This window comes from Nocardia arizonensis, from assembly GCF_001310275.1.
In the GTDB taxonomy this organism is placed as follows: Bacteria; Actinomycetota; Actinomycetes; order Mycobacteriales; family Mycobacteriaceae; genus Nocardia; species Nocardia arizonensis.
Window position 1 is genome coordinate 29,392 of record NZ_LGYZ01000067.1, and the last position, 21,948, is coordinate 51,339.

The 21,948-nt window shown below is 68.4% G+C and carries 23 protein-coding genes and 1 pseudogene; 8 read left to right on the forward strand and 16 right to left on the reverse strand.

Going from position 1 to position 21,948, the window contains the following annotated elements; genetic code table 11:
* Positions 1 to 8: 8 nt before the first annotated feature.
* Positions 9 to 607 (reverse strand): annotated as a pseudogene (locus tag APZ21_RS12530) (helix-turn-helix domain-containing protein).
* 72 nt (positions 608 to 679) lie between these two features.
* Here APZ21_RS12530 and APZ21_RS12535 point away from each other — a divergent pair.
* The gene (locus APZ21_RS12535; RefSeq protein WP_054813458.1) at positions 680 to 1,648 is read left to right on the forward strand and encodes an NAD(P)/FAD-dependent oxidoreductase; all 969 of its coding nucleotides are present in this window, start codon (positions 680 to 682) and stop codon (positions 1,646 to 1,648) included.
* 194 nt (positions 1,649 to 1,842) lie between these two features.
* Positions 1,843 to 3,309: an amidase gene (locus APZ21_RS12540; RefSeq protein ID WP_082393046.1), complete on the forward strand. Its 1,467-nt coding sequence runs from the start codon at positions 1,843 to 1,845 to the stop codon at positions 3,307 to 3,309.
* A 3-nt stretch (positions 3,310 to 3,312) separates the two neighbouring features.
* Here the strand turns inward: APZ21_RS12540 and era are convergent, their stop codons facing one another.
* The 5 genes from era to APZ21_RS12565 all read right to left on the reverse strand — a co-directional run bounded on the left by era (position 3,313) and on the right by APZ21_RS12565 (position 7,603).
* On the reverse strand, positions 3,313 to 4,239 hold the full coding sequence (gene era / locus APZ21_RS12545) for a GTPase Era (protein ID WP_239476597.1): 927 nt from the start codon (positions 4,237 to 4,239) through the stop codon (positions 3,313 to 3,315).
* The gene (locus tag APZ21_RS12550) at positions 4,232 to 4,591 is read right to left on the reverse strand and encodes a cytidine/deoxycytidylate deaminase family protein (protein WP_054813460.1); all 360 of its coding nucleotides are present in this window, start codon (positions 4,589 to 4,591) and stop codon (positions 4,232 to 4,234) included. The genes era and APZ21_RS12550 overlap by 8 nt, the downstream gene beginning before the upstream one ends.
* Positions 4,584 to 5,927: a hemolysin family protein gene (locus APZ21_RS12555; RefSeq protein ID WP_054813461.1), complete on the reverse strand. Its 1,344-nt coding sequence runs from the start codon at positions 5,925 to 5,927 to the stop codon at positions 4,584 to 4,586. Before APZ21_RS12555 ends, APZ21_RS12550 begins: the two co-directional genes overlap by 8 nt.
* Entirely contained in the window at positions 5,924 to 6,478 is a 555-nt protein-coding gene (gene ybeY / locus APZ21_RS12560) for an rRNA maturation RNase YbeY (RefSeq protein ID WP_054813462.1), read from the reverse strand. Before ybeY ends, APZ21_RS12555 begins: the two co-directional genes overlap by 4 nt.
* Positions 6,479 to 6,583: 105 nt before the next feature.
* On the reverse strand, positions 6,584 to 7,603 hold the full coding sequence (locus APZ21_RS12565; protein ID WP_054813621.1) for a PhoH family protein: 1,020 nt from the start codon (positions 7,601 to 7,603) through the stop codon (positions 6,584 to 6,586).
* 314 nt (positions 7,604 to 7,917) lie between these two features.
* Between APZ21_RS12565 and APZ21_RS12570 the strand changes: the two genes are divergently transcribed.
* Positions 7,918 to 8,247, forward strand: a complete 330-nt coding sequence (locus tag APZ21_RS12570) for a hypothetical protein (protein ID WP_054813463.1) — start codon at positions 7,918 to 7,920, stop codon at positions 8,245 to 8,247.
* Here APZ21_RS12570 and APZ21_RS12575 read toward each other — a convergent pair.
* From APZ21_RS12575 to hemW, 10 genes are all read right to left on the reverse strand, one after another.
* Positions 8,231 to 8,971 (reverse strand): 16S rRNA (uracil(1498)-N(3))-methyltransferase, encoded by a 741-nt coding sequence (locus APZ21_RS12575; RefSeq protein WP_054813464.1) that lies wholly within the window; start codon positions 8,969 to 8,971, stop codon positions 8,231 to 8,233. The genes APZ21_RS12570 and APZ21_RS12575 overlap by 17 nt on opposite strands.
* Before the next feature lie 4 nt (positions 8,972 to 8,975).
* Positions 8,976 to 10,130, reverse strand: a complete 1,155-nt coding sequence (gene dnaJ / locus APZ21_RS12580; protein ID WP_054813465.1) for a molecular chaperone DnaJ — start codon at positions 10,128 to 10,130, stop codon at positions 8,976 to 8,978.
* Between the two features lie 179 nt (positions 10,131 to 10,309).
* A complete protein-coding gene (gene hrcA / locus APZ21_RS12585; RefSeq protein ID WP_054813466.1) occupies positions 10,310 to 11,341 on the reverse strand; it encodes a heat-inducible transcriptional repressor HrcA in 1,032 nt (343 codons plus the stop codon).
* Positions 11,342 to 11,498: 157 nt separating this feature from the next.
* On the reverse strand, positions 11,499 to 12,314 hold the full coding sequence (locus APZ21_RS12590; RefSeq protein WP_054813467.1) for an alpha/beta fold hydrolase: 816 nt from the start codon (positions 12,312 to 12,314) through the stop codon (positions 11,499 to 11,501).
* A gap of 206 nt (positions 12,315 to 12,520) precedes the next feature.
* Positions 12,521 to 12,733 carry a hypothetical protein gene (locus APZ21_RS12595; RefSeq protein WP_054813468.1) on the reverse strand — a complete coding sequence of 71 codons (213 nt, stop codon included), beginning with the start codon at positions 12,731 to 12,733 and terminating at the stop codon, positions 12,521 to 12,523.
* A 212-nt stretch (positions 12,734 to 12,945) separates the two neighbouring features.
* Positions 12,946 to 13,395 (reverse strand): hypothetical protein, encoded by a 450-nt coding sequence (locus tag APZ21_RS12600; protein WP_156371038.1) that lies wholly within the window; start codon positions 13,393 to 13,395, stop codon positions 12,946 to 12,948.
* A 77-nt stretch (positions 13,396 to 13,472) separates the two neighbouring features.
* A complete protein-coding gene (locus APZ21_RS12605; RefSeq protein ID WP_156371039.1) occupies positions 13,473 to 14,681 on the reverse strand; it encodes a DUF6973 domain-containing protein in 1,209 nt (402 codons plus the stop codon).
* Positions 14,678 to 14,977, reverse strand: coding sequence for a type VII secretion target (locus APZ21_RS12610; protein ID WP_063125155.1), 300 nt, complete (start codon positions 14,975 to 14,977; stop codon positions 14,678 to 14,680). Before APZ21_RS12610 ends, APZ21_RS12605 begins: the two co-directional genes overlap by 4 nt.
* An 8-nt stretch (positions 14,978 to 14,985) precedes the next feature.
* Positions 14,986 to 15,363: a YbaB/EbfC family nucleoid-associated protein gene (locus APZ21_RS12615; RefSeq protein ID WP_054813472.1), complete on the reverse strand. Its 378-nt coding sequence runs from the start codon at positions 15,361 to 15,363 to the stop codon at positions 14,986 to 14,988.
* A gap of 131 nt (positions 15,364 to 15,494) precedes the next feature.
* Positions 15,495 to 16,706 (reverse strand): radical SAM family heme chaperone HemW, encoded by a 1,212-nt coding sequence (hemW, locus tag APZ21_RS12620; protein WP_082393047.1) that lies wholly within the window; start codon positions 16,704 to 16,706, stop codon positions 15,495 to 15,497.
* Positions 16,707 to 16,938: 232 nt separating this feature from the next.
* Between hemW and APZ21_RS36315 the strand changes: the two genes are divergently transcribed.
* From APZ21_RS36315 to APZ21_RS12640, 5 genes are all read left to right on the forward strand, one after another.
* The gene (locus APZ21_RS36315; protein WP_357302009.1) at positions 16,939 to 17,031 is read left to right on the forward strand and encodes an Ms4527A family Cys-rich leader peptide; all 93 of its coding nucleotides are present in this window, start codon (positions 16,939 to 16,941) and stop codon (positions 17,029 to 17,031) included.
* A gap of 131 nt (positions 17,032 to 17,162) precedes the next feature.
* Positions 17,163 to 18,974, forward strand: coding sequence for a nitrite/sulfite reductase (locus APZ21_RS12625; protein WP_239476598.1), 1,812 nt, complete (start codon positions 17,163 to 17,165; stop codon positions 18,972 to 18,974).
* A 27-nt stretch (positions 18,975 to 19,001) separates the two neighbouring features.
* Positions 19,002 to 19,721: a phosphoadenylyl-sulfate reductase gene (locus APZ21_RS12630; RefSeq protein ID WP_054813474.1), complete on the forward strand. Its 720-nt coding sequence runs from the start codon at positions 19,002 to 19,004 to the stop codon at positions 19,719 to 19,721.
* Positions 19,718 to 20,647: a sulfate adenylyltransferase subunit CysD gene (gene cysD, locus APZ21_RS12635; RefSeq protein ID WP_054813475.1), complete on the forward strand. Its 930-nt coding sequence runs from the start codon at positions 19,718 to 19,720 to the stop codon at positions 20,645 to 20,647. Before APZ21_RS12630 ends, cysD begins: the two co-directional genes overlap by 4 nt.
* 1 nt (position 20,648) lies before the next feature.
* Entirely contained in the window at positions 20,649 to 21,944 is a 1,296-nt protein-coding gene (locus APZ21_RS12640) for a sulfate adenylyltransferase subunit 1 (RefSeq protein ID WP_054813476.1), read from the forward strand.
* Positions 21,945 to 21,948 lie beyond the last annotated feature (4 nt).

Consider the following 21,948-nt stretch of genomic DNA (forward strand, 5'->3'; position numbering starts at 1 on the left):
GGGCAGGGTCAGCCCGCCCGATCCTTGGGGCGGGCGCGCAGATGGGCGCGTTCGCCCTGTTTGCCGAACAGACTCAGGAATTCGACCGGTTCCTGGTCGGCCGCGCCGAACCAGTGTGGTTGGCGGGTGTCGAATTCGGCCGCTTGGCCGGGCAGCAACACCAGATCGTGCTCCCCGAGCACCACGCGCAATCGACCGTTGAGGACGTAGAGCCATTCGTAGCCCTCGTGGGTCTGCGGGCCGGGGCCCGGCGCGAGGTACCGGCGGGCAGCACGATCTTGTACGCCTGTATTCCGCCCGCGCGCCGGGTGAGCGGGACCATCGTCATATCGCCACGGGTCAGCGGCCGCATGTGCACGCGTGGATCGCCGGTCGGCGGCGCGTCCACGAGTTCGTCGAGGGTGACCCCGTGCGCACGGGCGAGCGGGAACAGCAGTTCCAGGGTGGGTTTGCGCTCCCCCGACTCCAGACGCGAGAGGGTGCTGACCGAGATGCCGGTGCGCGCCGATAGTTCGGCGAGCGTGATGTCGCGCTGTTTGCGCAGCGCGCGCAGGCGCGCGCCGACCGCGTCCAGTGCTTGGTCCAGGTCGGTGTCCATATCCATCATTTTGCCACAACGGCAAAAGAGTTTGCCATTTCTCGACGGGCTCCCGCATGGTTGTCCCCAGGAGGTGGTCAGATGACCGAGCAGTTGGAACAGAGTTATGACGTGGTGGTCGTCGGCGGCGGCGCGGCGGGGTTGAACGGCGCGCTGATGCTGGCCCGATCGCGGCGTTCGGTGGCGGTGATCGACGCGGGACAGCCGCGCAACGCGCCCGCCGGCGGGGTGCACGGCCTACTCGGGCACGACGGCGTCCCGCCCGCCGAACTGCTCGCGCGGGGGCGGGCCGAGGTGCGCGAATACGGGGGTCACATCGTCGAGGGCGCCGTGACCGACCTGCACCGCGACGACAGCGGATTCCGGGTGAGCCTGGCCGACGGCACGCGGGTGCACGCGCGCCGGGTGCTGGTCACCAGCGGACTCGTCGACGAACTGCCCGATATCCCGGGTGTGCGCGAACAGTGGGGCCGCGGCGTGGTGCACTGTCCGTACTGTCACGGTTGGGAGGTCCGCGACAAGGCCATCGGCGTGCTCGGCAGCGGACCCATGTCCGTCCACCAGGCATTGCTGTTCCGGCAGCTGAGCCCCGACGTCGTCTATGTCACCCACACCGTCGCGCCGACTCCGGAACAGGCCGAACAGCTGGCCGCGCGCGGTATCCGGGTCATCGAGAGCAAGGCGGAGGGGCTCGAGACCGAGGGCGACCGGCTCGTCGGCGTCCGGCTCGGCGACGGCACCGTGCTGGACCGCGATGCGGTGGTGGTGTCGACCCGCATGGTGGCGCGGGCGGACTTCCTCGGCTCGGTCGGCCTCACCACCGTCGACCACCCCTCCGGCGCGGGCGTGCACCTGCCCACCGACGCACTGGGGCGCACCGAGGTCGCCGGAATCTGGGCCGCGGGCAATGTCACCGACCCGAGCGCACAGGTCGGGGCGTCGGCGGCGGCAGGCGCGGCGGCGGGCGCCCAGATCAACTTCGATCTGGTGAACGAGGAGATCAGGGCGGCCGTCGAGGCGCGAGGGGCGGGCTCGGCCGCGCCCGGGTAGGCGTGGCGACCGGGGCCACCGTGTCGTGAGCGGCGGACTTATCGGTATGTCCAGGACAGGCCCGAGTCGCCGCAGGTGGGGAGACCGCGCGGCTCGCGTGCCGGACAGCGGGACAGCCGCGGCTCGATCGAGACATGGACGGGTGACCCGGACGAGCGCTACCGTTCACACAGGCCGATGAGAGGGAGCTCGATATGACGGCGCCGAAACGCGGACGGCTCACGGCGGTGCCCGATCCCGTCGAACCGCCCGCGCCCCCCGGCTCCCCGGCCGAATCGGGTCTGCGCGACTGCGCGGCCGCGCTCGCCGCCGGTGCGCACACCTCTACCGAACTCGTCACCTCCGCGCTCGATCGCATCGAGGCGAGTCAGCCGACGCTCAATGCCTTTCGGATCGTGCGGCGCGAGCAGGCGCTGGCCGAGGCCGCCGAGGCCGACCGCAGACTCGCCGACGGCGAGCGGCTGCCGCTGCTCGGTGTGCCCATCGCGGTCAAGGACGACACCGATATCGCCGGGGAGCCAACAGCTTTCGGCTGCGGCGGCGACTTCCCGCCCGCGACCGCCGACGCCGAGGCGGTGCGGCGGCTGCGCGAGGCCGGTGCGGTGATCGTCGGCAAGACCAATACCTGCGAACTCGGGCAGTACCCCTTCACCAGCGGCGACGCCTTCGGCCACACCCGCAATCCGTGGGCCCGCGACCGCACGCCGGGCGGGTCCTCGGGCGGCTCCGCGGCCGCGGTCTCGGCCGGATTGCTGCCCGCCGCATTGGGTTCCGACGGTGCGGGCTCGATCCGCATCCCGGCGTCGTGGACGAATCTGGTCGGCATCAAACCCCAGCGCGGCCGCATCTCCACCTGGCCGCATCCCGAATCGTTCTACGGCCTCACCGTCATCGGCCCGCTGGCGCGCACCGTCGCCGACGCGGCGCTGCTGCTCGACGTGGCCGCGGGCGCGCATCCGGGCGACCTGCACACACCGCCGCGCCTGTCGGTCTCCGACGCCGTCGGGCGCGATCCGGGCAGGCTCCGCATCGCGCTGTCGCTGCGAATTCCATTCACCGCCATCAGAACCGCGCTCGATCCGCAGATCGAGGCCGCGGTGCGCCGACTGGCCGCGACCCTGCGCCGACTAGGGCATTCGGTGACCATCGCCGACCTGCACTACGGCCTCATGGTCGGTGCCTCGTTCCTGCCCCGATCGATGGCGGGCATCACGCGCGCGGCCGCCGCCATGCCCGGCGCGGTGGTCGACCCACGCACCGAGGCCAATATGCGCATCGGCCGAATCCTTTCCGGGCCACCGCTTTTCACGGCCCGCAGACTGGAATCGCTGCTGCACCGGCGCATCGGCCGCTTCTTCCGCGATTACGACCTCGTGCTCGCCCCGACGACGGCGGCGCCTGCACCGCTCGCCGAGGCCATCGACGGCATCGGCATCGGCGCGACCAACGAACTCATCACCGCCGCCTGTCCCTACACCTGGCCGTGGAATGTCCTCGGCTGGCCGAGTGTGAACATTCCCGCCGGGTTCACCGACACCGGCCTGCCCATCGGCGCGCAGCTCATGGGAACCGCCAATTCCGAACCCCTGCTCGTCTCGGTGGCCGCGCAGGCGGAATCGGAACTGCGCTGGGAGCGCCATCGCCCCGAACCGTGGTGGTGAGGCTCAGAAGCCGAGTCGGCCGAGCTGTTTGGGATCGCGCTGCCAGTCCTTGGCCACCTTGACGTGCAGATGCAGGTAGATGCGGACGCCGAGGATATGTTCGATCTGCTTGCGCGCGGCGGTGCCGACCTCCTTGAGGCGCGCACCGCCCTTGCCGATGATGATCGCCTTCTGACTGGGCCGCTCGACATACAGCAGGGCGTGCACGTCGAGCAGGTCCGCGTTCCCCTCCCGCGGCAGCATCTCCTCGATGACGACGGCAAGCGAGTGGGGAAGCTCGTCGCGAACCCCCTCGAGCGCCGCCTCGCGGATCAACTCGGCCATGAGGGTTTCCTCGGGCTCGTCGGTCAACTCGCCGTCCGGGTAGAAGGCCGGGCCCTCCGGCATCTTCGAGGCGATGACATCGATGAGCACCTCGACCTGTTCGCCACGCACCGCCGACACCGGCACCACGTCGGCGTCGGGACCGAGCAGTTGGGATACCGCGAGCAACTGGGCGGCGACATCCTCGCGCCCGACCTTGTCGATCTTGGTGACGACGCCGAGCACGGTGGTCTTCGGGGCCATCTGGCGCACCTGCTGAACGATCCAGCGATCGCCCGGTCCGATCTTCTCGTCGGCCGGAATGCACAGTGCGATCACGTCGACCTCGGCGTAGGTGTCGCGCACCAGGTCGTTGAGTCGCTGCCCGAGCAGAGTGCGCGGACGGTGCAGACCGGGAGTGTCGACCAGGATCAGCTGGGTGTGCTCACGGTGCACGATGCCGCGGATGGTGTGGCGCGTCGTCTGCGGACGCGAGGAGGTGATCGCGATCTTGGCACCGACCAGAGCATTGGTCAGGGTCGACTTGCCCGTGTTCGGCCTGCCGACGAAACAGACGAATCCCGAACGGAACTCGGTCGCGCCGCCCGCGTCGGTTCCGTCAACCACCCTGCACCTCGGTGGCCGCCGCGTCATCGACGATATCGAATACGGCCCCTTCGCGATCGGTGAACACGATCCGGGCCGCGGGCGAGACCTCGCGCACCGCCGTCACCCCGCGGTCGGAGAATCGGCCGCCGACGACGACCGCCGCCTCGAATCCCTCGGCACCGCTGGAGATCGCGGCCGCGACCGCGCATTGCAGCGCGGTCAGCCGCAGCGCCTTCAATTCGACATCGCCCGCGGCGTAGGTGCGCCCGTCGGTATCGCGGACCGCCGCGCCGCTCGCACCGCCGGTGCGGCCGAGCGCACCGCGGGCCAGCGTCACCAGTTTGGCGTCCTCGGCATCCAATTCAGTCATCGGTATCTCCGTCCTCCTGACGATCGTCCGGACCGCCCGGATCCGATCCGTTGGCCTTCTGCGCTCTGGCGGCACGCGCCTTCTCCGACTCCCGCCGCACCACGACGGTGTTCACCCGCATCCGGCCGCGCGCGTCCGCACCGCCCTCGCCCCGCAGAACCAGACCGTGCGCGGTGACCTTGGACCCCGGCAGCGGCACGCGCCCGAGCCCGTGCGCCAGCAGCCCACCCACGGTGTCGACGTCCTCGTCCTCGATCTCCAGACCGTAGAGTTCGCCCAGGTCCTCCACCGACAGCCGGGCCGAGACCCGGTACCTGCCGTCGCCGAGATCCACGATCGGCGGTGTCTCCCCGGTGTCGTACTCGTCGTTGATCTCGCCCACGATCTCCTCGAGGATGTCCTCGATGGTGACCAGACCCGCGATTCCGCCGTATTCGTCGACCAGCAGCGCCATGTGGTTGCGGCGGCGCTGCATCTCGTCGAGCATCTCGTCCAGCGGTTTGGAGTCGGGCATGAACACCGCCGGGCGCATGACCTGGCGCACCCGCACCTTGCGGCTACGATCCGCGTACGGCACAAGGTCTTTCAGGTACACCACGCCGAGGATGTCATCGACGTTCTCCCCGATCACCGGAATGCGCGAATGTCCGCTGCGCACCGCCAGCGACATCGCCTGCGCGGCGTTCTTGTCCGCCTCGATCCACACCATCTCGGTGCGCGGCACCATGACGGCGCGAGCCGGGGTGTCACCGAGTTCGAAGACCGACTGGATCATCCGCCGTTCCTCGTCGGCGACCACACCGCGTTCACCCGCCATCTCGACCACCTCGCGCAATTCGATCTCCGAGGCGAACGGTCCGTTGCGGAAACCCTTACCCGGGGTGATCGCGTTTCCGATGAGGATCAGCAGGCGACTGATCGGCCCGAGCACCATGCCGATGAACTGCAGCGGCAGCGCCGCGACGAGGGCGATGGAATAGGCGTGCTGGCGGCCGAGGGTGCGCGGCCCGACGCCGATCACCACGTAGTCCACCAGCACCATCACCGCGGCCGTGATCAGCAGCGCCCAGTGCTCGTCCCAAATGGTGATCAACGCCGCCGCGAGCAGCACGGTCGCGCCGATCTCGCACAACACGCGCAGCAGCACCATGAGGTTCACGTAGCGGGCCCGGTCTTCGATGATGCGCCGCAGCCGCGCCGCGCCGGGGCGTTCGGCCCGCGCCATATCCTCGACACGCGCCGGGGAGATGGTGTTGAGCGCGGAGTCGATACCCGCGAACAGCCCGCCGACCGGGACCAACAGACAGGCGATGAGGATCAGGACCGCTGGACTCACGCGGGGCCCAGTGCGTCACCCGGCGCCGTGAATCCCGCCTTACCGAGCAGACGGGCGTCGCGTTCGGCGAGTTCGGCCCGCAACCTGGCCTGACGCAGGCTCTCGTACCACTCCTCGAGCAGCCGGGCCTGCAACTCGAACATCTCCTTCTCCTCCTCCGGCTCGGCATGGTCGTAGCCGAGCAGGTGCAGGACGCCGTGCACGGTGAGCAGCGCGAGTTCGTGCTCGAGCCCGTGTCCGGCCTTGCGTGCCTGGGCCGCGGCGAACTCCGGGCAGAGCACGATGTCGCCCAGCATGGACGGTCCGGGCTCGGGACTGTCGGGCCGCCCGCCGGGCTCGAGTTCGTCCATCGGGAAGGACATGACATCTGTCGGACCGGGCAGATCCATCCAGCGCATGTGCAGATCCGCCATGGTGTCGAGATCGACGAGCACCATCGACAGCTCGGCCGCCGGATGCACGTCCATCCGTGCGATCACGAAACGCGCGACACTGACCAGGTCTTCTTCGGGTACGTCGATCCCCGACTCGTTGGCGATCTCGATGCTCACCTGAACAGGGTATTCGGTTCGGCCGACGATGTTCCTATCGGCTCACGACGACGCGGCATCGACCCGGGGCCGGCACGGCGCGCGGCGTCGTGCCGCGCGCCGGGCTCACCGCCGATCGGACCGGTTCGCGGCCCGACGCTGGGCTCGATTGCCCGGATAGTGCTGCCCGACCGCGGGCCGGGTGTCGGCCTCGAACTTGTCGTAGGCGTCGACAATATCCGAGACCAGCCGGTGCCGGACCACGTCGCTGCTGGTCAGCTGGGCGAAGTGGATGTCATCGATATCGGTGAGGATCTCGGTGGCCGCCCGCAGACCGGACCGGGCCCCGGTGGGCAGGTCGACCTGCGTGACATCGCCGGTCACCACGATCTTCGAACCGAAGCCGAGGCGGGTGAGGAACATCTTCATCTGCTCGGCCGTGGTGTTCTGCGCCTCGTCCAGAATGATGAACGAATCGTTCAGCGTCCGCCCGCGCATATACGCCAGCGGCGCGACCTCGATGACACCCGCGGCCATGAGCTTGGGAATCGCCTCGGGATCCATCATGTCGTGCAGCGCGTCGTAGAGCGGGCGCAGATACGGATCGATCTTCTCGTTGAGCGTGCCGGGCAGGAAGCCGAGCCGCTCACCCGCCTCCACCGCGGGACGGGTCAGGATGATCCGGTTGGCCTGCTTGGATTGCAGCGCCTGCACCGCCTTGGCCATCGCCAGGTAGGTCTTGCCGGTACCGGCCGGGCCGATGCCGAAGACGATGGTGTTGGCATCGATGGCGTCGACGTAGCGCTTCTGGTTCAGTGTCTTGGGTCGGATGGTCTTGCCACGCCGGGACAGGATGTCCAGGCTCAGCACCTCCGCGGGCGACTCCGACGAGCCCTCGGTCAGCATGGACACCGTGTGCCGCACCGCCTCCGGGGTCACCACCCGATTGCGACCGGTCAGCGCGACGAGCTGCTCGATGACCCGCTCGGCCAAGGCGACATCGGACGCCTTGCCGGTGAGGGTGACCGAATTGCCCCGGACATGGATGTCCGCGTCGAGCAACTGCTCGAGTTCACGCAGATTCTGGTCGGCAGAACCGAGGAACGGGAACACGGATTCGGGAGCGAGTTCGATACTTGATCGCACGGTGCGCGCCGCGGGGCCCGAACCCGTCTGCGCGGAACCATTGTCACCGGCAGCTGTGCCTGCCGCGGGAGTGGTCGGGTCGCCGATCTCGCCTTGTGTTCTCAAAAGTGGCTATAGCCTGCTTTCCGGTCTCGACTGATGCATTGCCCAAAGTTTAACGCGCCCCACCGACACGGCACAGTGAATAATCGGGGACCGCGGGAACACCGTTCGAGCCGCCGGCGTGCGGATTCGGCTCCTGACCGCCCGATTGCCGGGTCGCGGTCGCCGCGGGCCGGTAGGGTCGAGCTCGACATTCGATCGTGAGGTCCGTCGTGTTCGCATCGTGGGAGATCCGACGCGCCGTCCGGTTCCGCGCCGTCCTGGAACTGCCGTGCCACCGCTGTCACCGCGCCGCTGAGCACGGTCTGCGCCAGCTGGTCACCACCGTCGCGGTCGGCGGCCACATCCTCGCGCGACCGCGTTCCGGCGAAGCGCTGGAGTGCCGGACCTGCGGGTCCATCTCGCCGATTCCCCGGCAGTACTTCGCCCAACTGCTGCGTCGGGCCCGCGCCGCGGAATCGGCCGCGTGGGTCAGGGCCGTGCCGTACGCCATGTCACGGTCCGCCGGACGCGGCAACGGACGGGCTACCAGCGCGCGGTGAGAGCGCCGAGCGCACCAAGCGCCACCGCCGCCGCGGTGGAGGTGCGCAGCACCGTCGGGCCGAGCAGCACCGCGTGCGCGCCCGCCTCGGTCAATGCCGTGAGTTCGGCCTCGTCGAGTCCGCCCTCGGGGCCGACGACGAGGACCACCTCGGAGCTCGTCGCGAAGGGCAGCTCGGTGAAACGGCCCGCGCCGGATTCGTGCAAGGCGGCCACGACCGCGCCGCCCGCGACCGCCTTGCGGACCAGATCGGTCACCTCCGCGGTGCCATGCGGATCGGCCACCGCGGGAATGTAGGCCCGCCGCGACTGCCGCGCCGCCGACCGCGCGGCGGCGCGCCACTTCTCGACGCCCTTGGCCGCCTTGCCCGCCCAGTTCGCCACGCAGCGCGCGGCCTGCCACGGCACGATGGCGTCGGCGCCCGCCTCGGTCATCAATTCCACCGCCAATTCCGAGCGGTCGGATTTGGGCAGCGCCTGCACCACCGTCACCGGCGGCGAAACGCGCGGCGCGACAGCGCGATCCAGAATGCGCAGAGCCAGCCGGTCGCGCTCGGTCGCGACCACTTCCGAGGCCGCGAGCACACCGCGGCCGTCCGAGAGGGTGATCGGCTCGCCGACCCGAATGCGGCGGACCGTGGCGGCATGACGTCCCTCCGGGCCGTCGAGCACCGCGACCGCCCCCGGCTCGGGAATGTCGTCGAGATAGAAGACGGTGGCGGCCAAGGGATCAGCGTCCGCTGAACGAGGCGCGCAATCGCGCGAACAGACCGCTGTTGTGCTCGGACTGCGCCGTCATGACCTCCGCGTGATCACGTTCGCGCATGCCCTTGTACTTGCGCAGCAGATCGGTCTGCTTGCCGTCGAGTTTGGTCGGCACCACGATGTCGAGGTGGGCGAGCAGATCGCCGCGCGCACCCGACCGCAGCCGCGGCATCCCGTGGCCGCGCAGCACCGACACCTCGTTGGGCTGGGTGCCCGGCGCGATGGTGAGTTCGGTCGGTCCGTCGAGGATGGTGTCGATCACGACCGTGGTGCCGAGCGCGGCGTCCACCATCGGCACCCGGATCGTGCAGTGCAGATCGTCGCCGTCGCGGACGAACACGTCGTGCGGCTGCTCCACGACCTCCACATACAGGTCGCCCGCGTGACCGCCGCCCGGACCGACCTCACCTTGGGCGGCCAGCCGGACCCGCATGCCGTTGGCGACACCGGCCGGAATCGGCGCGGCGATCTCGCGGCGCGCGCGCACCCGACCGTCCCCGCCGCACTTGTGGCACGGATCGGGAATGGTCTCGCCCGCGCCGCGGCAGGTCGGACACGGCCGCGAGGTCAGCACCTGACCGAGAAAGGACCGCTGCACCGACTGGACTTCACCCGCGCCGCCACAGGTTTCGCAGCGCACCGGCTTGGAGTTGCCGTTGGTGCCCGCGCCGTGGCAGATATCGCAGAGAATGGCGGTGTCGACGGTGAGGTGTTTGGTGACCCCGACCGCGCATTCGGCCAGGCTGAGCCGGGTCCGCAACAGCGAATCCGCGCCGGGCTGCACCCGACCGCGGGCCTTGCGCTGGCCGCCCGCGCCGTTCATCCCGCCGAAGAACGCCTCGAAGACGTCGCCGAGTCCGCCGAAACCCTGACTCGTGAAGCCCGCGCCGCCCGCGCCGCCCGACTCCAGCGGGTCGCCGCCCATGTCGACGATGCGACGCTTCTCCGGATCCGATAGCACTTCGTAGGCCGTCGACACCTCTTTGAACTTGGCCTGTGCCACCTCGTCGGGGTTGACGTCGGGATGCAGTTCACGCGCCAGCTTCCGGTAGGCGCGCTTGATCTCCTGGTCGGTCGCGTTCTTTGCGACGCCGAGCAGTGCGTAGTAATCCCGTGCCACGTGAGTCTCTAGTCCTTGGTCGCTCTCCACCGCCCGACCGGCAGGCCGGGCGCGGGCTCATCCTTGTCTGCGCTTCTCCGACCGCATGCGTCGGTCGGCAGCGCCGCCGCCGACGACATTAGTCGCATGCACTCAACTTTATCCGGCCGGAGGTTCGAGAGTAGCAGCGGAGCCGAACCTCACCGCTCGGCCAGTACCTCACCGATGTAGCGAGCCACCGCCGCCACCGAGGCGATGGTGCCCGGATAGTCCATCCGTGTGGGACCGAGCACACCCATGCCGCCGAGCACCGCGCCGGAGACGCCGTACCCGGTGGAAACCACCGACGTGCCGCGCATCTGCTCGACCTGGGTCTCTTCGCCGATGCGAACCGTGATGGCGCCCGGCTGCTGCGCGGCGGCCAACAGCTTCAGCACCACCACCTGCTCCTCGAGCGCCTCGAGTACCTGCCGCAGCGATCCCGGCAGACCGAAGTCGGCGGCATTGCGGGTGAGGTTGGCGGTGCCGCCGAGCACCAAGCGCTCCTCGGGATGTTCCACCAGGGTCTCCACCAGCACGGTCGACACCCGGATCAACACGTCGCGCAATTTCGGCGGGGCGTGTTCGGGCAGTTCGGCGACCGAGGCCGACGCGGCGGCGAGGCGTTTACCGTCCATCGCACCGCCGAGCATGCCGCGCAGCGCCGCCAGATCCTCGTCGTCGATGACCGCGCCGAGATCGACCAGGCGCTGATCGACGCGGCCGGTGTCGGTGATCACCACCAGCAGCAGCCGGGCCGGATTCAGCGCGACCACCTCGATATGGCGCACGGTGGAGGCCGATGCCGTCGGGTACTGCACCACCGCGACCTGCCGGGTCAACTGGGCGAGCAGGCGCACCCCGCGGCGCAGCACGTCATCGAGATCGACACCGGATTCCAGGAACTCCATGATGGCGCGGCGCTCGGCGGGCGAGAGCGGCTTCACCTCGGAAATCCGGTCCACGAACTGCCGATAGCCCTTGTCGGTGGGGATACGCCCGGAACTCGTGTGCGGCTGCGCGATGTACCCCTCGGCTTCCAGCACGGCCATGTCGTTGCGGACTGTGGCGCTGGACACACCGAGATTGTGGCGTTCGACAAGGGTTTTCGACCCGATCGGCTCCTTCGTCGCGACGTAATCGGCGACGATGGCACGTAGGACCTCGAAGCGCCGATCCTCGGTGCTCGACATCGGGCCTACCTCCTCACTCATCGGCGTGCGGGATCCTGCGCCCGCACACCCGGGAAGACGCGATCAACCGTCGATTCCCGGTCCCGTATGAGTATCCAGTCTAGTTGCCCATACACCAATCCCCGCCTCGCGTTGAACCCGCCCCGGCCCATGGCGATCACCTGCCCGCCGCGGCCTCGACGACGGCGGTGACCTCGGCGGGGCGCGAGACCAGGGAGGCGTGCGAGGCATCGACCTCGCCGGTGCGCGCGCCCATGCGCCCGGCCATGAACCGCTGCGCGGACGGCGGGATCACCTGGTCGCCCGCCGAGACCAGATACCAGCTCGGGGTGTCGGCCCAGGCGGGACGCACCGAGGGCTCGAGGTTGGCGGCGAGTGCGATCGAATGCTGGTGGGTGACCATATCGGCGGCGGTCTCGGCCGAGACGTCTTGCGCGAACACATCGTGGAAGCGATCCGGTGCGACGTATCCGTCGACGTTCTTACCCGCGATACCGGTTCCGCTCGCGTCGTCGACCAGCGCCAACTGGAGCACCGGCGGGAGCAGCCTGCTGCCCGGGAAACGCAGCGGGTCGAGCAGCAGTTGCGCGACCTCACCCCGATCGGGCGCGAAAGCCGCGATATAGACCAGGGATTCGACATCGGGATCGTGGATCTGGCTGATGACGAACCCGCCGTAGGAATGACCGACCAGCACGATCGGGCCGGAGATGGTGTCGAGGGCTTGTCGCACGGCCGCGGCGTCATAGGCCGGTCCGCGCAGCGGATTCTCCGGGACGACCACGGAATATCCGTCGGCGCGCAACCTCGCGGCCACACCGTCCCAGCTGGTGGTGTCCGCGAAGGCGCCGTGCACGAGGACGACGGTGGGCCGCGCCGCGGCGGCCTGGGCGGGCGCGGCGACCACGGCCGCGGTCAGCGACAGGGCCAGCGCCGCCAGCGCGGAACCGAATTTCGTGAAACCGGTCGACATGTCGAATCTCCTCGGTGGATGCGGGCGAGCAGTGCTTCGGCGGGCCGCCTCCGCCCGTGCGAGGGCGCGGCCGCGACGGCATGCGCGCACGAGCCGATGCGTGACCGACGATCGGACACGGGCTCGAGCCTAGAGTGTCCGGCCGGTCGGAACGCGCTGTGATTCGAGGGTGTCGGCCACTTCGGCGCGACCGAACGCCACCCTGCTCAGTGTGACGAGCTACCGACCTGCTTGCCCGCGAGGGCATCGAGGCCGAGCATGGCCAACAGCGACTGGCAGTCGGCGGCGTTCTCGGCGTGACTGGCGACGGTTCGGGCGGCGATCGCGCTCTGACGGGCGTTCTCGGCCTTCTCCGCGGCCCGCGCCTCGGCGAACTCGTTATGCTCGTGGACCAGGGTGATGTTTCGTGCCGGGGGCATAGAGCAGACTCCTTGGGGTTGTTCGGAGCCTATACGTGTCAGGCCCCCGGCGATAGTGAGGAACGCACAGACTCTCCCCCGATACCCACACAAATGTCACGGCCGCCACGAATACCGCCAGGTCGTGCGCGGTCTCCCGCACGCGAATCGGCGCGACGATCGGCTGCTTCGGGCGGTCCTCCGTCCTCGCGCCGAGTTCGTCCGACACGGCGCTACGGTGCGGGTCTGAGCACCCGCTTCCGGGGATCGGTGACCAGCAACGACTCCGGCGTCAGCCCGACCCCCGCATCGATGTCGATCAACTTGCGATCCGCCGACCAGAACACGGCCTGCACGGGCCGCCCCGCCCGAAAGAACACGTAGTCACCGCGCGGAATGCCCGCATTGTCGTCGTAGGACCACTTACCGGGAAGTCCGCGCCAGCACTGCGCAGCGAGATCGACCGCGGCCGCCCGATTCAGATCGACCGGATCGATACCGGGATACACATCCACCATCCGGTCCCACTCATCGGAGAATCCGGCAGCCCGTGTGATATCGAGCAGAGTCGCTCGGCTCTGTGTCCCAACCACGCGCTCCAACTCGTCGTTGAACCGCGTCACCGACCCGATCACATCCCCGTGGCTGTGGATATCCACCATCTCGCCTGCACACTGGGGCATTTCGGATTCAGCGGAGCAGCCACTCAGAACCGACAGCAGCAACGCGGCACAAACCAATATCTCGGTTCGCATGGCCTTCACTTCTTCGGAGCCGGGACAGTGACGCCCGGCTGGACCTTGGTCGCTCCGATATCGACGCTATTGCTCCATGAGACCTGCGGGCTCCCAGATCCGGTATCGGCCAGAACTATCATTTTACCCGCGTTGATCTGAGCGGTGACCTGCGCCGCGAGTTCAGCCGCGTCCGCGTTCGGATTCCGGCCACCGATTTCACGCCCACGCTCGTTGTTGTATAGATCCATCGCCTCCCGTGCGGGCGGATTGCCACCGGTCTTCTCGTGAGCGGTCGTGTAGTCCGCGGTCCACTCCGCGCCGAATGCCTGCGTCATCCGGGCATTCCAGTAGGTGTGCCGGAACGCGTCGCCGTGTCCGTCCTGCTGGACCTCGAAGATGTCGGGGTATTGGGTCTTCGCCACCGCCTCGGCTTCACTCTTGATGGCGAAGAATTCGAGCACCTTGGTCGGCCCCTGCATCGCGAACAGCCGCTCCAACTGGACGGCTTCTTCGGCTGTCATGGCACGGGACTCGATGGTCGGATCGAACGTGCGCAGTGCGTCGAGGGCCGCTCCGCTCGGCCACATCTGCATGTCCGCCGTGGATGCCTCGGTCTGGTAATCGAGCAGTATCTTCGCCAATACCGGGTCGGTGGGCGCGACGAGCAACGCCTGACGCACCGAATTCGGCAACTGCTCGAGCAAGTCCTGAATCCTCCCCTCGGTGCGTGTATCGAATTCCTGAATCCTGTTCAGCGAAGCCCGGAGCGTGGCAGTGAACTCAAGTTCGTCCAACTCTTTCTCCGCAATAGCACGCAGCGGAGCCCACCACCGTTCTTTCGCCCACTCCCAGTTGGATTTACGCGACGACACCGAACCGTCGTCGGTGTAGAACAAATCCCATTCGGAGTCCTCGATGGCCTGGATCGTCGCGCGTATTCGCAGAATCATCCCTTCGAACACCGCCACGGCGGCCCGCAACTGCCCGGCAATCGACTCGTAGAGATCAGCAGTGACCTGTGCGTCCTTACGATCGTCCTCGGCCCGCTGCCGCAGCGCGTCACCGGTCGCCCCAACGAAATACGAGTACGAGTCACGCACGGCCCCCTCGGCCGCGACCACCTCGGACTCGATATCGGCCGCCACTTGCGTCAAGGTGACAGCCGTCTGCGTGGCGGGTGTGAGATCCCACGCCAACACCTGCGATATCAGCAACATCGTCGACTCGCTCATCGCGGCTGCTCCCCGTGGAATCGGGCCGCTCGCGCCTGATCCTGATTCTCGAATTCGGTGGCTGCCCGCTCCAAACCATCGGCGATACCGGTGAATCGGCTCGCGTGGTAACCGAGTACTCCATCGAGCGCGACCAATGTTTCCTGCGTGCGCGTCAGCGCGGCCGATTGCGGTGCCCCTGTTCGCGCCAGATCCCGCTCCGGAACCGCCATCGGGACCTTCCCCCGAATGACCTCCCCCCGTCCACGCACCTGTCCGGCCAACTCCCTGACCCGCGCCGGGTCCATCTCGAACATCGCGCGGCCTACAGGACGTACTCGTCGCCGTCGTCACGGCGATCGCGACGTCGACGGTAAGCGGGTGTGAACGCCGCCAGTTCGTCGTCGACGGAGGTGACGGGCGCGGTGGGCGTCCGGGCGGCGGACAGTTCGGCGTGTACCCGTTCGGCCTCGGCTTCGGCGTCGGCGTGGGCGGCGCGGTGGCTGTCGGCGATGAGACCGGCCAGGCGTCGCGGATCGTGTTCGAGCGCGTAGTCCGACAGGCGCAGGTCGGTGATCGAACCGCGCGCGTCGGTTTCCACGTATACCGAACCGTCGGCGGCTCGCGCGCGGCCCCGCACGCCCGCTATCGCCTCGTTGATCCGGGCCATTCGCGCCGCGAGCGCGGCATCGTCCTCGGTCATGATGTTCCTTCGCTGCTGTGCGACAACGACATCGGTGATGCGCCGCCCCCTTATCGCGCCGCCCGTGATCGGGCGAGCAAGCTTGCGATGCAGATGATACGGACGCGTGCGGGTCCGGCGCGACAGTCGTGTCAGGCGAGGAGGTCGCGGACAACGCCGTCGGCCAGCAGTCGGCCCGCGTCGGTGAGGATCAGGTGCGTGCCGGTGCGCCGGACCAATCCGTCACGTTCGGCACGGGTGACGGCCGGGGCGGCATCGGGGGCCAGGTCGGCGAGTGGGAGGCCGGTACGCAGGCGTAGGGCGAGCATGACTCGTTCGGTGTAGCGCTCCTCGGGGGTGAGCGACTCCCAGCCCGCGGCGGGTAGACCGCCCTCGGCGACGCGGTGGGCGTAGCGGGCGGGGTGCTTGACGTTCCACCATCGGACACCACCGACGTGGCTGTGGGCGCCGGGGCCCGCGCCGAGCCAATCGCCGCCGTCCCAGTAGCCCAGATTGTGCGAGCAACGAGCGGAATCGCCTGCGGCCCAATTGGATACCTCGTACCAGGTGAGGCCTGCGGCGCGCAGGCGGACGTCGATACGCTCGTAGCGGGCGGCGAGGACGTCCTCGTCGGGTGCGGGCAACTCGCCGCGGCGGACGCGACGGGCCAAGGCGGTGCCGTCCTCCACGATGAGGGAGTAGGCGGAGACATGGTCGACGCCCGCGGCCAGGACCGCGTCGAGGCTGGCGTCGAGATCGGCATCGCTTTCGCCGGGGGTGCCGTAGATGATGTCGAGGTTGACGTGGTCGAACCCGGCCGCCCGGGACTCCCGCGCGGCGGCGACGGCGCGTCCGGGGGTGTGGGTGCGGTCGAGCGTCTTCAGCACGTGACTCGCCGCGGACTGCATGCCGAGGGAGATCCTGGTGTAGCCTGCCGCGCGCAGACGCGCGAAGAAGGCCGGGTCGGTGGATTCCGGATTGGATTCGGTGGTGATCTCCGCGTCGCTGGCGAGGGTGAATTCGGCGCGGATCGCCTCGAGGACCTCCGCCAGACCGTCGCCGCCGAGCAGCGAGGGTGTGCCGCCGCCGACGAAGACGGTGGCGACCTCGGGTGTCGGGGTCGGCAACAGGTCGAACCTGGCCGCAGCGGCGGCCAGTTCCCCCCGAACCGCGGCCAGCCAGGATGCGGGCGAGGCGGAGGTCCCGAGTTCTCCCGCGGTATAGGTGTTGAAATCGCAGTATCCGCACCGCGTCGCGCAGAACGGGACGTGCACGTAGATCCCGAAGGCGCCGCCGCCGAAATCCCGCAGCACTGGCTGCTCGGAATCGGCGGCTATCGGGGTTGCCGCGGATGAACTCACCATTCCAGTGTGACGGCACGGCCGAGTGCGCTCACCGCCGCCTCGACGCGTCTGCCGCCGGACCGCGCCCGCGCGCTCGTCCGACAGTGCGGGCGCCCCGCAAGTGCGTACGGCCGCGGCGAAGTATGACAGCCGTCACAAATGAGCCCGGCGGTCCAGGGGATTTCCCCCAGTTCCGCGGAAAATACTGGCAGGGCGGTCGGAACCGGGGTTCGTACATGGCACAATGGGCCCCATGCGCGGTTCTGGAGTACGACTGGTGGCGCGTCGCCACGTCGACTACAAGCGCGTCTGCAGTGCCTGCTGTCTGCCCGGTTCCCACCGGTAGCTCAGCGGCGCGCTTTCCCGGTTAGCCCGGAATTCTCCCGATACCGCATCGGTCCGCTGACACCGCGGGCGCGAGTTCAGCCCCTCGCGCCACAGCGCAGATGTACCACCCACCCAGCAGGAGCGACCCCCATGACGTCGAGTACCGACGCCGGTCCCAGCGATCAATCCACGCCCGAATCCGCGTCGGGCCCGCGGCCTCGTCCCGAACGCCCCGCCTCCGAGCGGCGCGTGCGGCCCGACCGTCCCCGGGCCGAGGCGCCCGCGGGGCCGCGCGCACGCACCGGTAAGCCGGTGCGGCGCAAGGCCGAGGGCCAGTGGGCGCTGGGCTACCGTGAACCGCTCAATCCGAACGAGCAGTCCAAAAAGGACGACAACCCGCTCAATGTGCGGACGCGTATCGAGAACATCTACGCCAAGCAGGGCTTCGACAGCATCGACAAGGGCGATCTGCGCGGCCGGTTCCGCTGGTGGGGTCTCTACACCCAGCGTGAACAGGGCTACGACGGCAGTTGGACCGGCGACGAGAACATCGATCTGCTCGAGGCCCGCTACTTCATGATGCGCATTCGCTGCGACGGCGGCGCGCTCAGCGTCGAACAGTTGCGCACCCTCGGCGGCATCTCCACCGAATTCGCCCGCGACACCGCCGACCTGTCCGACCGCGAGAACGTCCAGTACCACTGGATCGAGGTCGAGAACGTCCCGGAGATCTGGCGGCGCATCGAGTCGGTCGGTCTCCGTACCACCGAGGCATGCGGCGACTGCCCGCGCGTCGTGCTCGGATCTCCGCTGGCCGGTGAATCGCTCACCGAGGTCATCGACCCCACGCCCGCGATCGAGGAGATCGTGCGGCGCTACATCGGCAAGAAGGAATACTCCAACCTGCCGCGCAAGTTCAAGACCGCCATCTCCGGTCAGCAGGACGTGGTGCACGAGATCAACGACGTCGCCTTCATCGGCGTCGAACATCCCGAACACGGTCCCGGTCTCGACCTGTGGGTCGGCGGCGGACTCTCGACCAATCCCATGCTGGCCCAGCGCGTCGGGGTCTGGGTTCCGCTGGAGGAGGTGCCCGAGGTCTGGGAGGCCGTGGTCTCGGTCTTCCGCGACTACGGCTACCGCCGCCTGCGCACGAAGGCCCGCCTGAAGTTCCTGATCAAGGACTGGGGCATCGAGAAGTTCCGCGAGGTACTCGAGGAGAAGTACCTGAAGCGCAAGCTGATCGACGGCCCCGCGCCCGAACAGCCGACCAAGCCCATCGACCACGTCGGTGTGCAGAAGCTCAAGAACGGCCGCAACGCCGTCGGCTTCTCCCCCATCGCGGGCCGCGTGTCGGGCACGGTGCTCACGAAAGTCGCCGACGCGGTGGAACGCATCGGCTCCGACCGCATCCGGTTCACCCCGTACCAGAAGCTGATCGTGCTCGACGTGCCCGACGACAAGGTCGACGCGCTCATCGACGAACTCGCCCCGCTGGGACTGCAAGCGCGCCCCTCACTGTGGCGGCGAAATCTCATGGCGTGCAGCGGAATCGAATTCTGCAAGCTGTCCTTCGCCGAGACCCGCAAGCGCTCCCAGGCTCTGGTGCCCGAACTCGAACAGCGCCTCGAGGATCTCAACGCCATGCTCGACGTGCCGATCACCATCAACATCAACGGCTGCCCCAACTCGTGCGCCCGCTCGCAGATCGCCGATATCGGATTCAAGGGGCAGCTCGTCGACGACGGCTCCGGGAATCAGGTGGAGGGTTTCCAGGTTCACCTGGGAGGCAGCCTCGGATTCGACAGCGCCTTCGGCCGAAAACTGCGCCAGCACAAGGTGACCACCGGTGAGATGGGTGACTACATCGAACGCGTGGTGCGCAACTTCATCAAGCACCGCGAAGAGGGCGAACGGTTCGCGCAGTGGGCCGTCCGCGCCGACGAGGCCGACCTTCGGTGAATACGCTCGCGTGACGGGAGATCAATTGTGACAACGAAACTCGCGGAAAAGCTGTCCGAGGACGAGCTGCGCGACATCGCCGAACGCGGCGCCGCCGAACTCGGACCGCACGCCTCCGCCGTCGAGTTGCTGGAGTGGACCGAGCGGACCTTCGGCACCGCGTACATCGTCGCCTCGAATATGCAGGACGGGGTGCTGGTGCATCTGGCGGCACAGGTCCGGTCCGGGGTGGAGGTGCTGTTCCTCGACACCGGCTACCACTTCGCCGAGACCATCGGCACCCGCGACGCGGTGGAGGCCGTCTACGGGGTGAAGGTCGTCGATGTCGCGCCGGAACATTCCGTGGCCGAACAGGATCGCCTGCTCGGCAAGGATCTGTTCGCCCGTGACGCGGGCGAGTGCTGCCGCCTGCGCAAGGTGGTCCCGCTGAAGCGGTCGCTCGCCGGCTACAACGCCTGGGTGACCGGTATCCGCCGGGTGGAGGCCCCGACCAGGGCCACCGCCCCGCTGATCTCCTATGACGAAGGCTTCGGACTGGTGAAGGTCAATCCGATCGCCCCCTGGTCCGACGACGAGATGCACAGCTACATCCAACAGCACGGCATTCTCGTCAATCCTCTGGTGGAGGAGGGATATCCGTCCATCGGCTGCGCTCCGTGCACGCGGAAGCCGGAGCCGGGTTCCGATCCGCGAAGCGGCCGTTGGGCCGGCCTCGCCAAGACCGAATGCGGGTTACACCAATCATGACCAAATCCATCAGTGAACGCGCGCTGGGTATCTCGGAGTTCGATACCCTCGCCGCGCTCGAATCCGAATCCATCCACGTCTTCCGCGAGGTGGCCGGGGAGTTCGAACGTCCGGTGATCCTGTTCTCCGGCGGCAAGGACTCCACGGTGCTGCTGCACTTGGCGCTCAAGGCATTCTGGCCCGCGCCGCTGCCCTTCGCGCTGCTGCACGTCGACACCGGGCACAACCTGCCCGAGGTGCTCGAGTTCCGCGACAAGGTCGTCGCCGAGTACGGTCTGCGGCTCTACGTCGCCAAGGTCGAGGACTACCTGGCCGACGGGCGGCTCACCGAGCGTCCCGACGGTATCCGCAATCCGTTGCAGACTGTTCCGCTGCTGGACGCGATCTCGGAGAACCGGTTCGACGCCGTCTTCGGCGGCGGCCGCCGCGACGAGGAGCGTTCCCGCGCCAAGGAGCGAATCTTCTCGCTGCGCAACGCCTTCGGACAGTGGGACCCCAAGCGGCAGCGTCCCGAGCTGTGGAACCTGTACAACGGCAGGCACGCTCCGGGCGAGCACGTGCGGGTGTTCCCGCTGAGCAACTGGACCGAACTCGATATCTGGCGCTATATCGCGCGCGAGGACATCGATCTGGCCACCATCTACTACGCACACGAGCGCGCGGTCTATCAGCGCGACGGCATGTGGATGACGCCGGGCGTCTGGGGCGGCCCGACCGAGGGCGAGACGCTCGAGACCCGTTCGGTGCGTTATCGCACCGTCGGCGACGGGTCCTCGACCGGCGCGATCCTGTCCGAGGCGCGCGACAACGAGGCGATTCTGGCCGAGGTGGCCGCGTCGCGGCTGACCGAACGCGGCGCAACCCGCGGCGACGACCGGGTGTCGGAGGCCGCGATGGAAGACCGTAAGAGAGAGGGTTATTTCTGATATGTCCGACCTATTGAGGCTGGCCACCGCCGGTTCTGTCGACGACGGCAAGTCCACCCTGGTCGGACGGCTGCTCTACGACACGAAGTCCGTGCTGGCCGACCAGATCGACGCCGTGACCCGCGCGTCGGTCGACAAGGGTCTGGCCACCCCGGATCTGTCGTTGCTCGTCGACGGGCTGCGCGCCGAGCGCGAGCAGGGCATCACCATCGATGTCGCCTACCGCTACTTCGCAACGCCCAAGCGGACCTTCGTGCTCGCGGACACCCCCGGGCACGTGCAGTACACCCGCAACACCGTCTCCGGCGCGTCCACCGCGCAGCTGGTGATCCTGCTCGTCGACGCGCGCAAGGGCGTCGTCGAGCAGACCCGCCGCCACGCCGCGGTGCTGGCGCTGCTCGGCGTGCCCAAACTGGTGCTCGCGGTGAACAAGATCGATCTGGTCGACGACCCGGCCGAGGTGTTCGCGGCCATCTCCGCCGAATTCGGCACGCTCACCACCGCTCTCGGCTGGTCGGCCGGTGACGTGCTGGAGATTCCGGTATCGGCGCTGCACGGCGACAATGTCGCCTCGCGGTCGAGCGACACCCCATACTACGACGGTCCCTCGCTGATCGAACATCTGGAATCGGTGCCGGTCGACGCAGACAGCACCGGCGCCCACACCCTCGGCCTGCGTTTCCCGGTGCAGTACGTGATCCGGCCGCGGACCGCCGAATACCCGGACTATCGCGGATACGCCGGGCAGATCGCCGCGGGTTCGGTCGCGCCCGGTGACGAGGTCGTCGTGCTGCCCTCGGGTATCCGCACCACGATCGAACGTATCGACACCCCCGACGGGGAGCTCGCGGTCGCCCAGACCGGTCGCAGTGTCACGCTGATACTGGCCGACGATGTCGACATCTCGCGCGGCGATCTCATCGCCTCGGTCGCCGACGCGCCCGAAACCCTCGAATCCTTCGACGCCACCGTGTGCTGGCTCGGCGACAAGCCGCTGCGGCCGGGCGCCCGGCTGCTGCTCAAACACGGCACCAAGACCACCCAGGCCATTGTCGGCGCGCTGCTCGAGCGTTTCGACGAACAGCGCCTGGCGGCCGAGCCGAATCCGCAATCGTTGGAACTCAACGATATCGGGCGCATCTCGGTGCGGGTCGCCGAACCGGTCGCGGCCGACGACTACCGGGTCAACCGGCACACCGGCAGCTTCCTGCTCATCGATCCGGCGGGCGGTAACACCCTGGCCGCGGGTCTGGTCGGCGACGCGCTCAGCGCGGTCGAGGTCGGCACCGGAGCCTGATCGG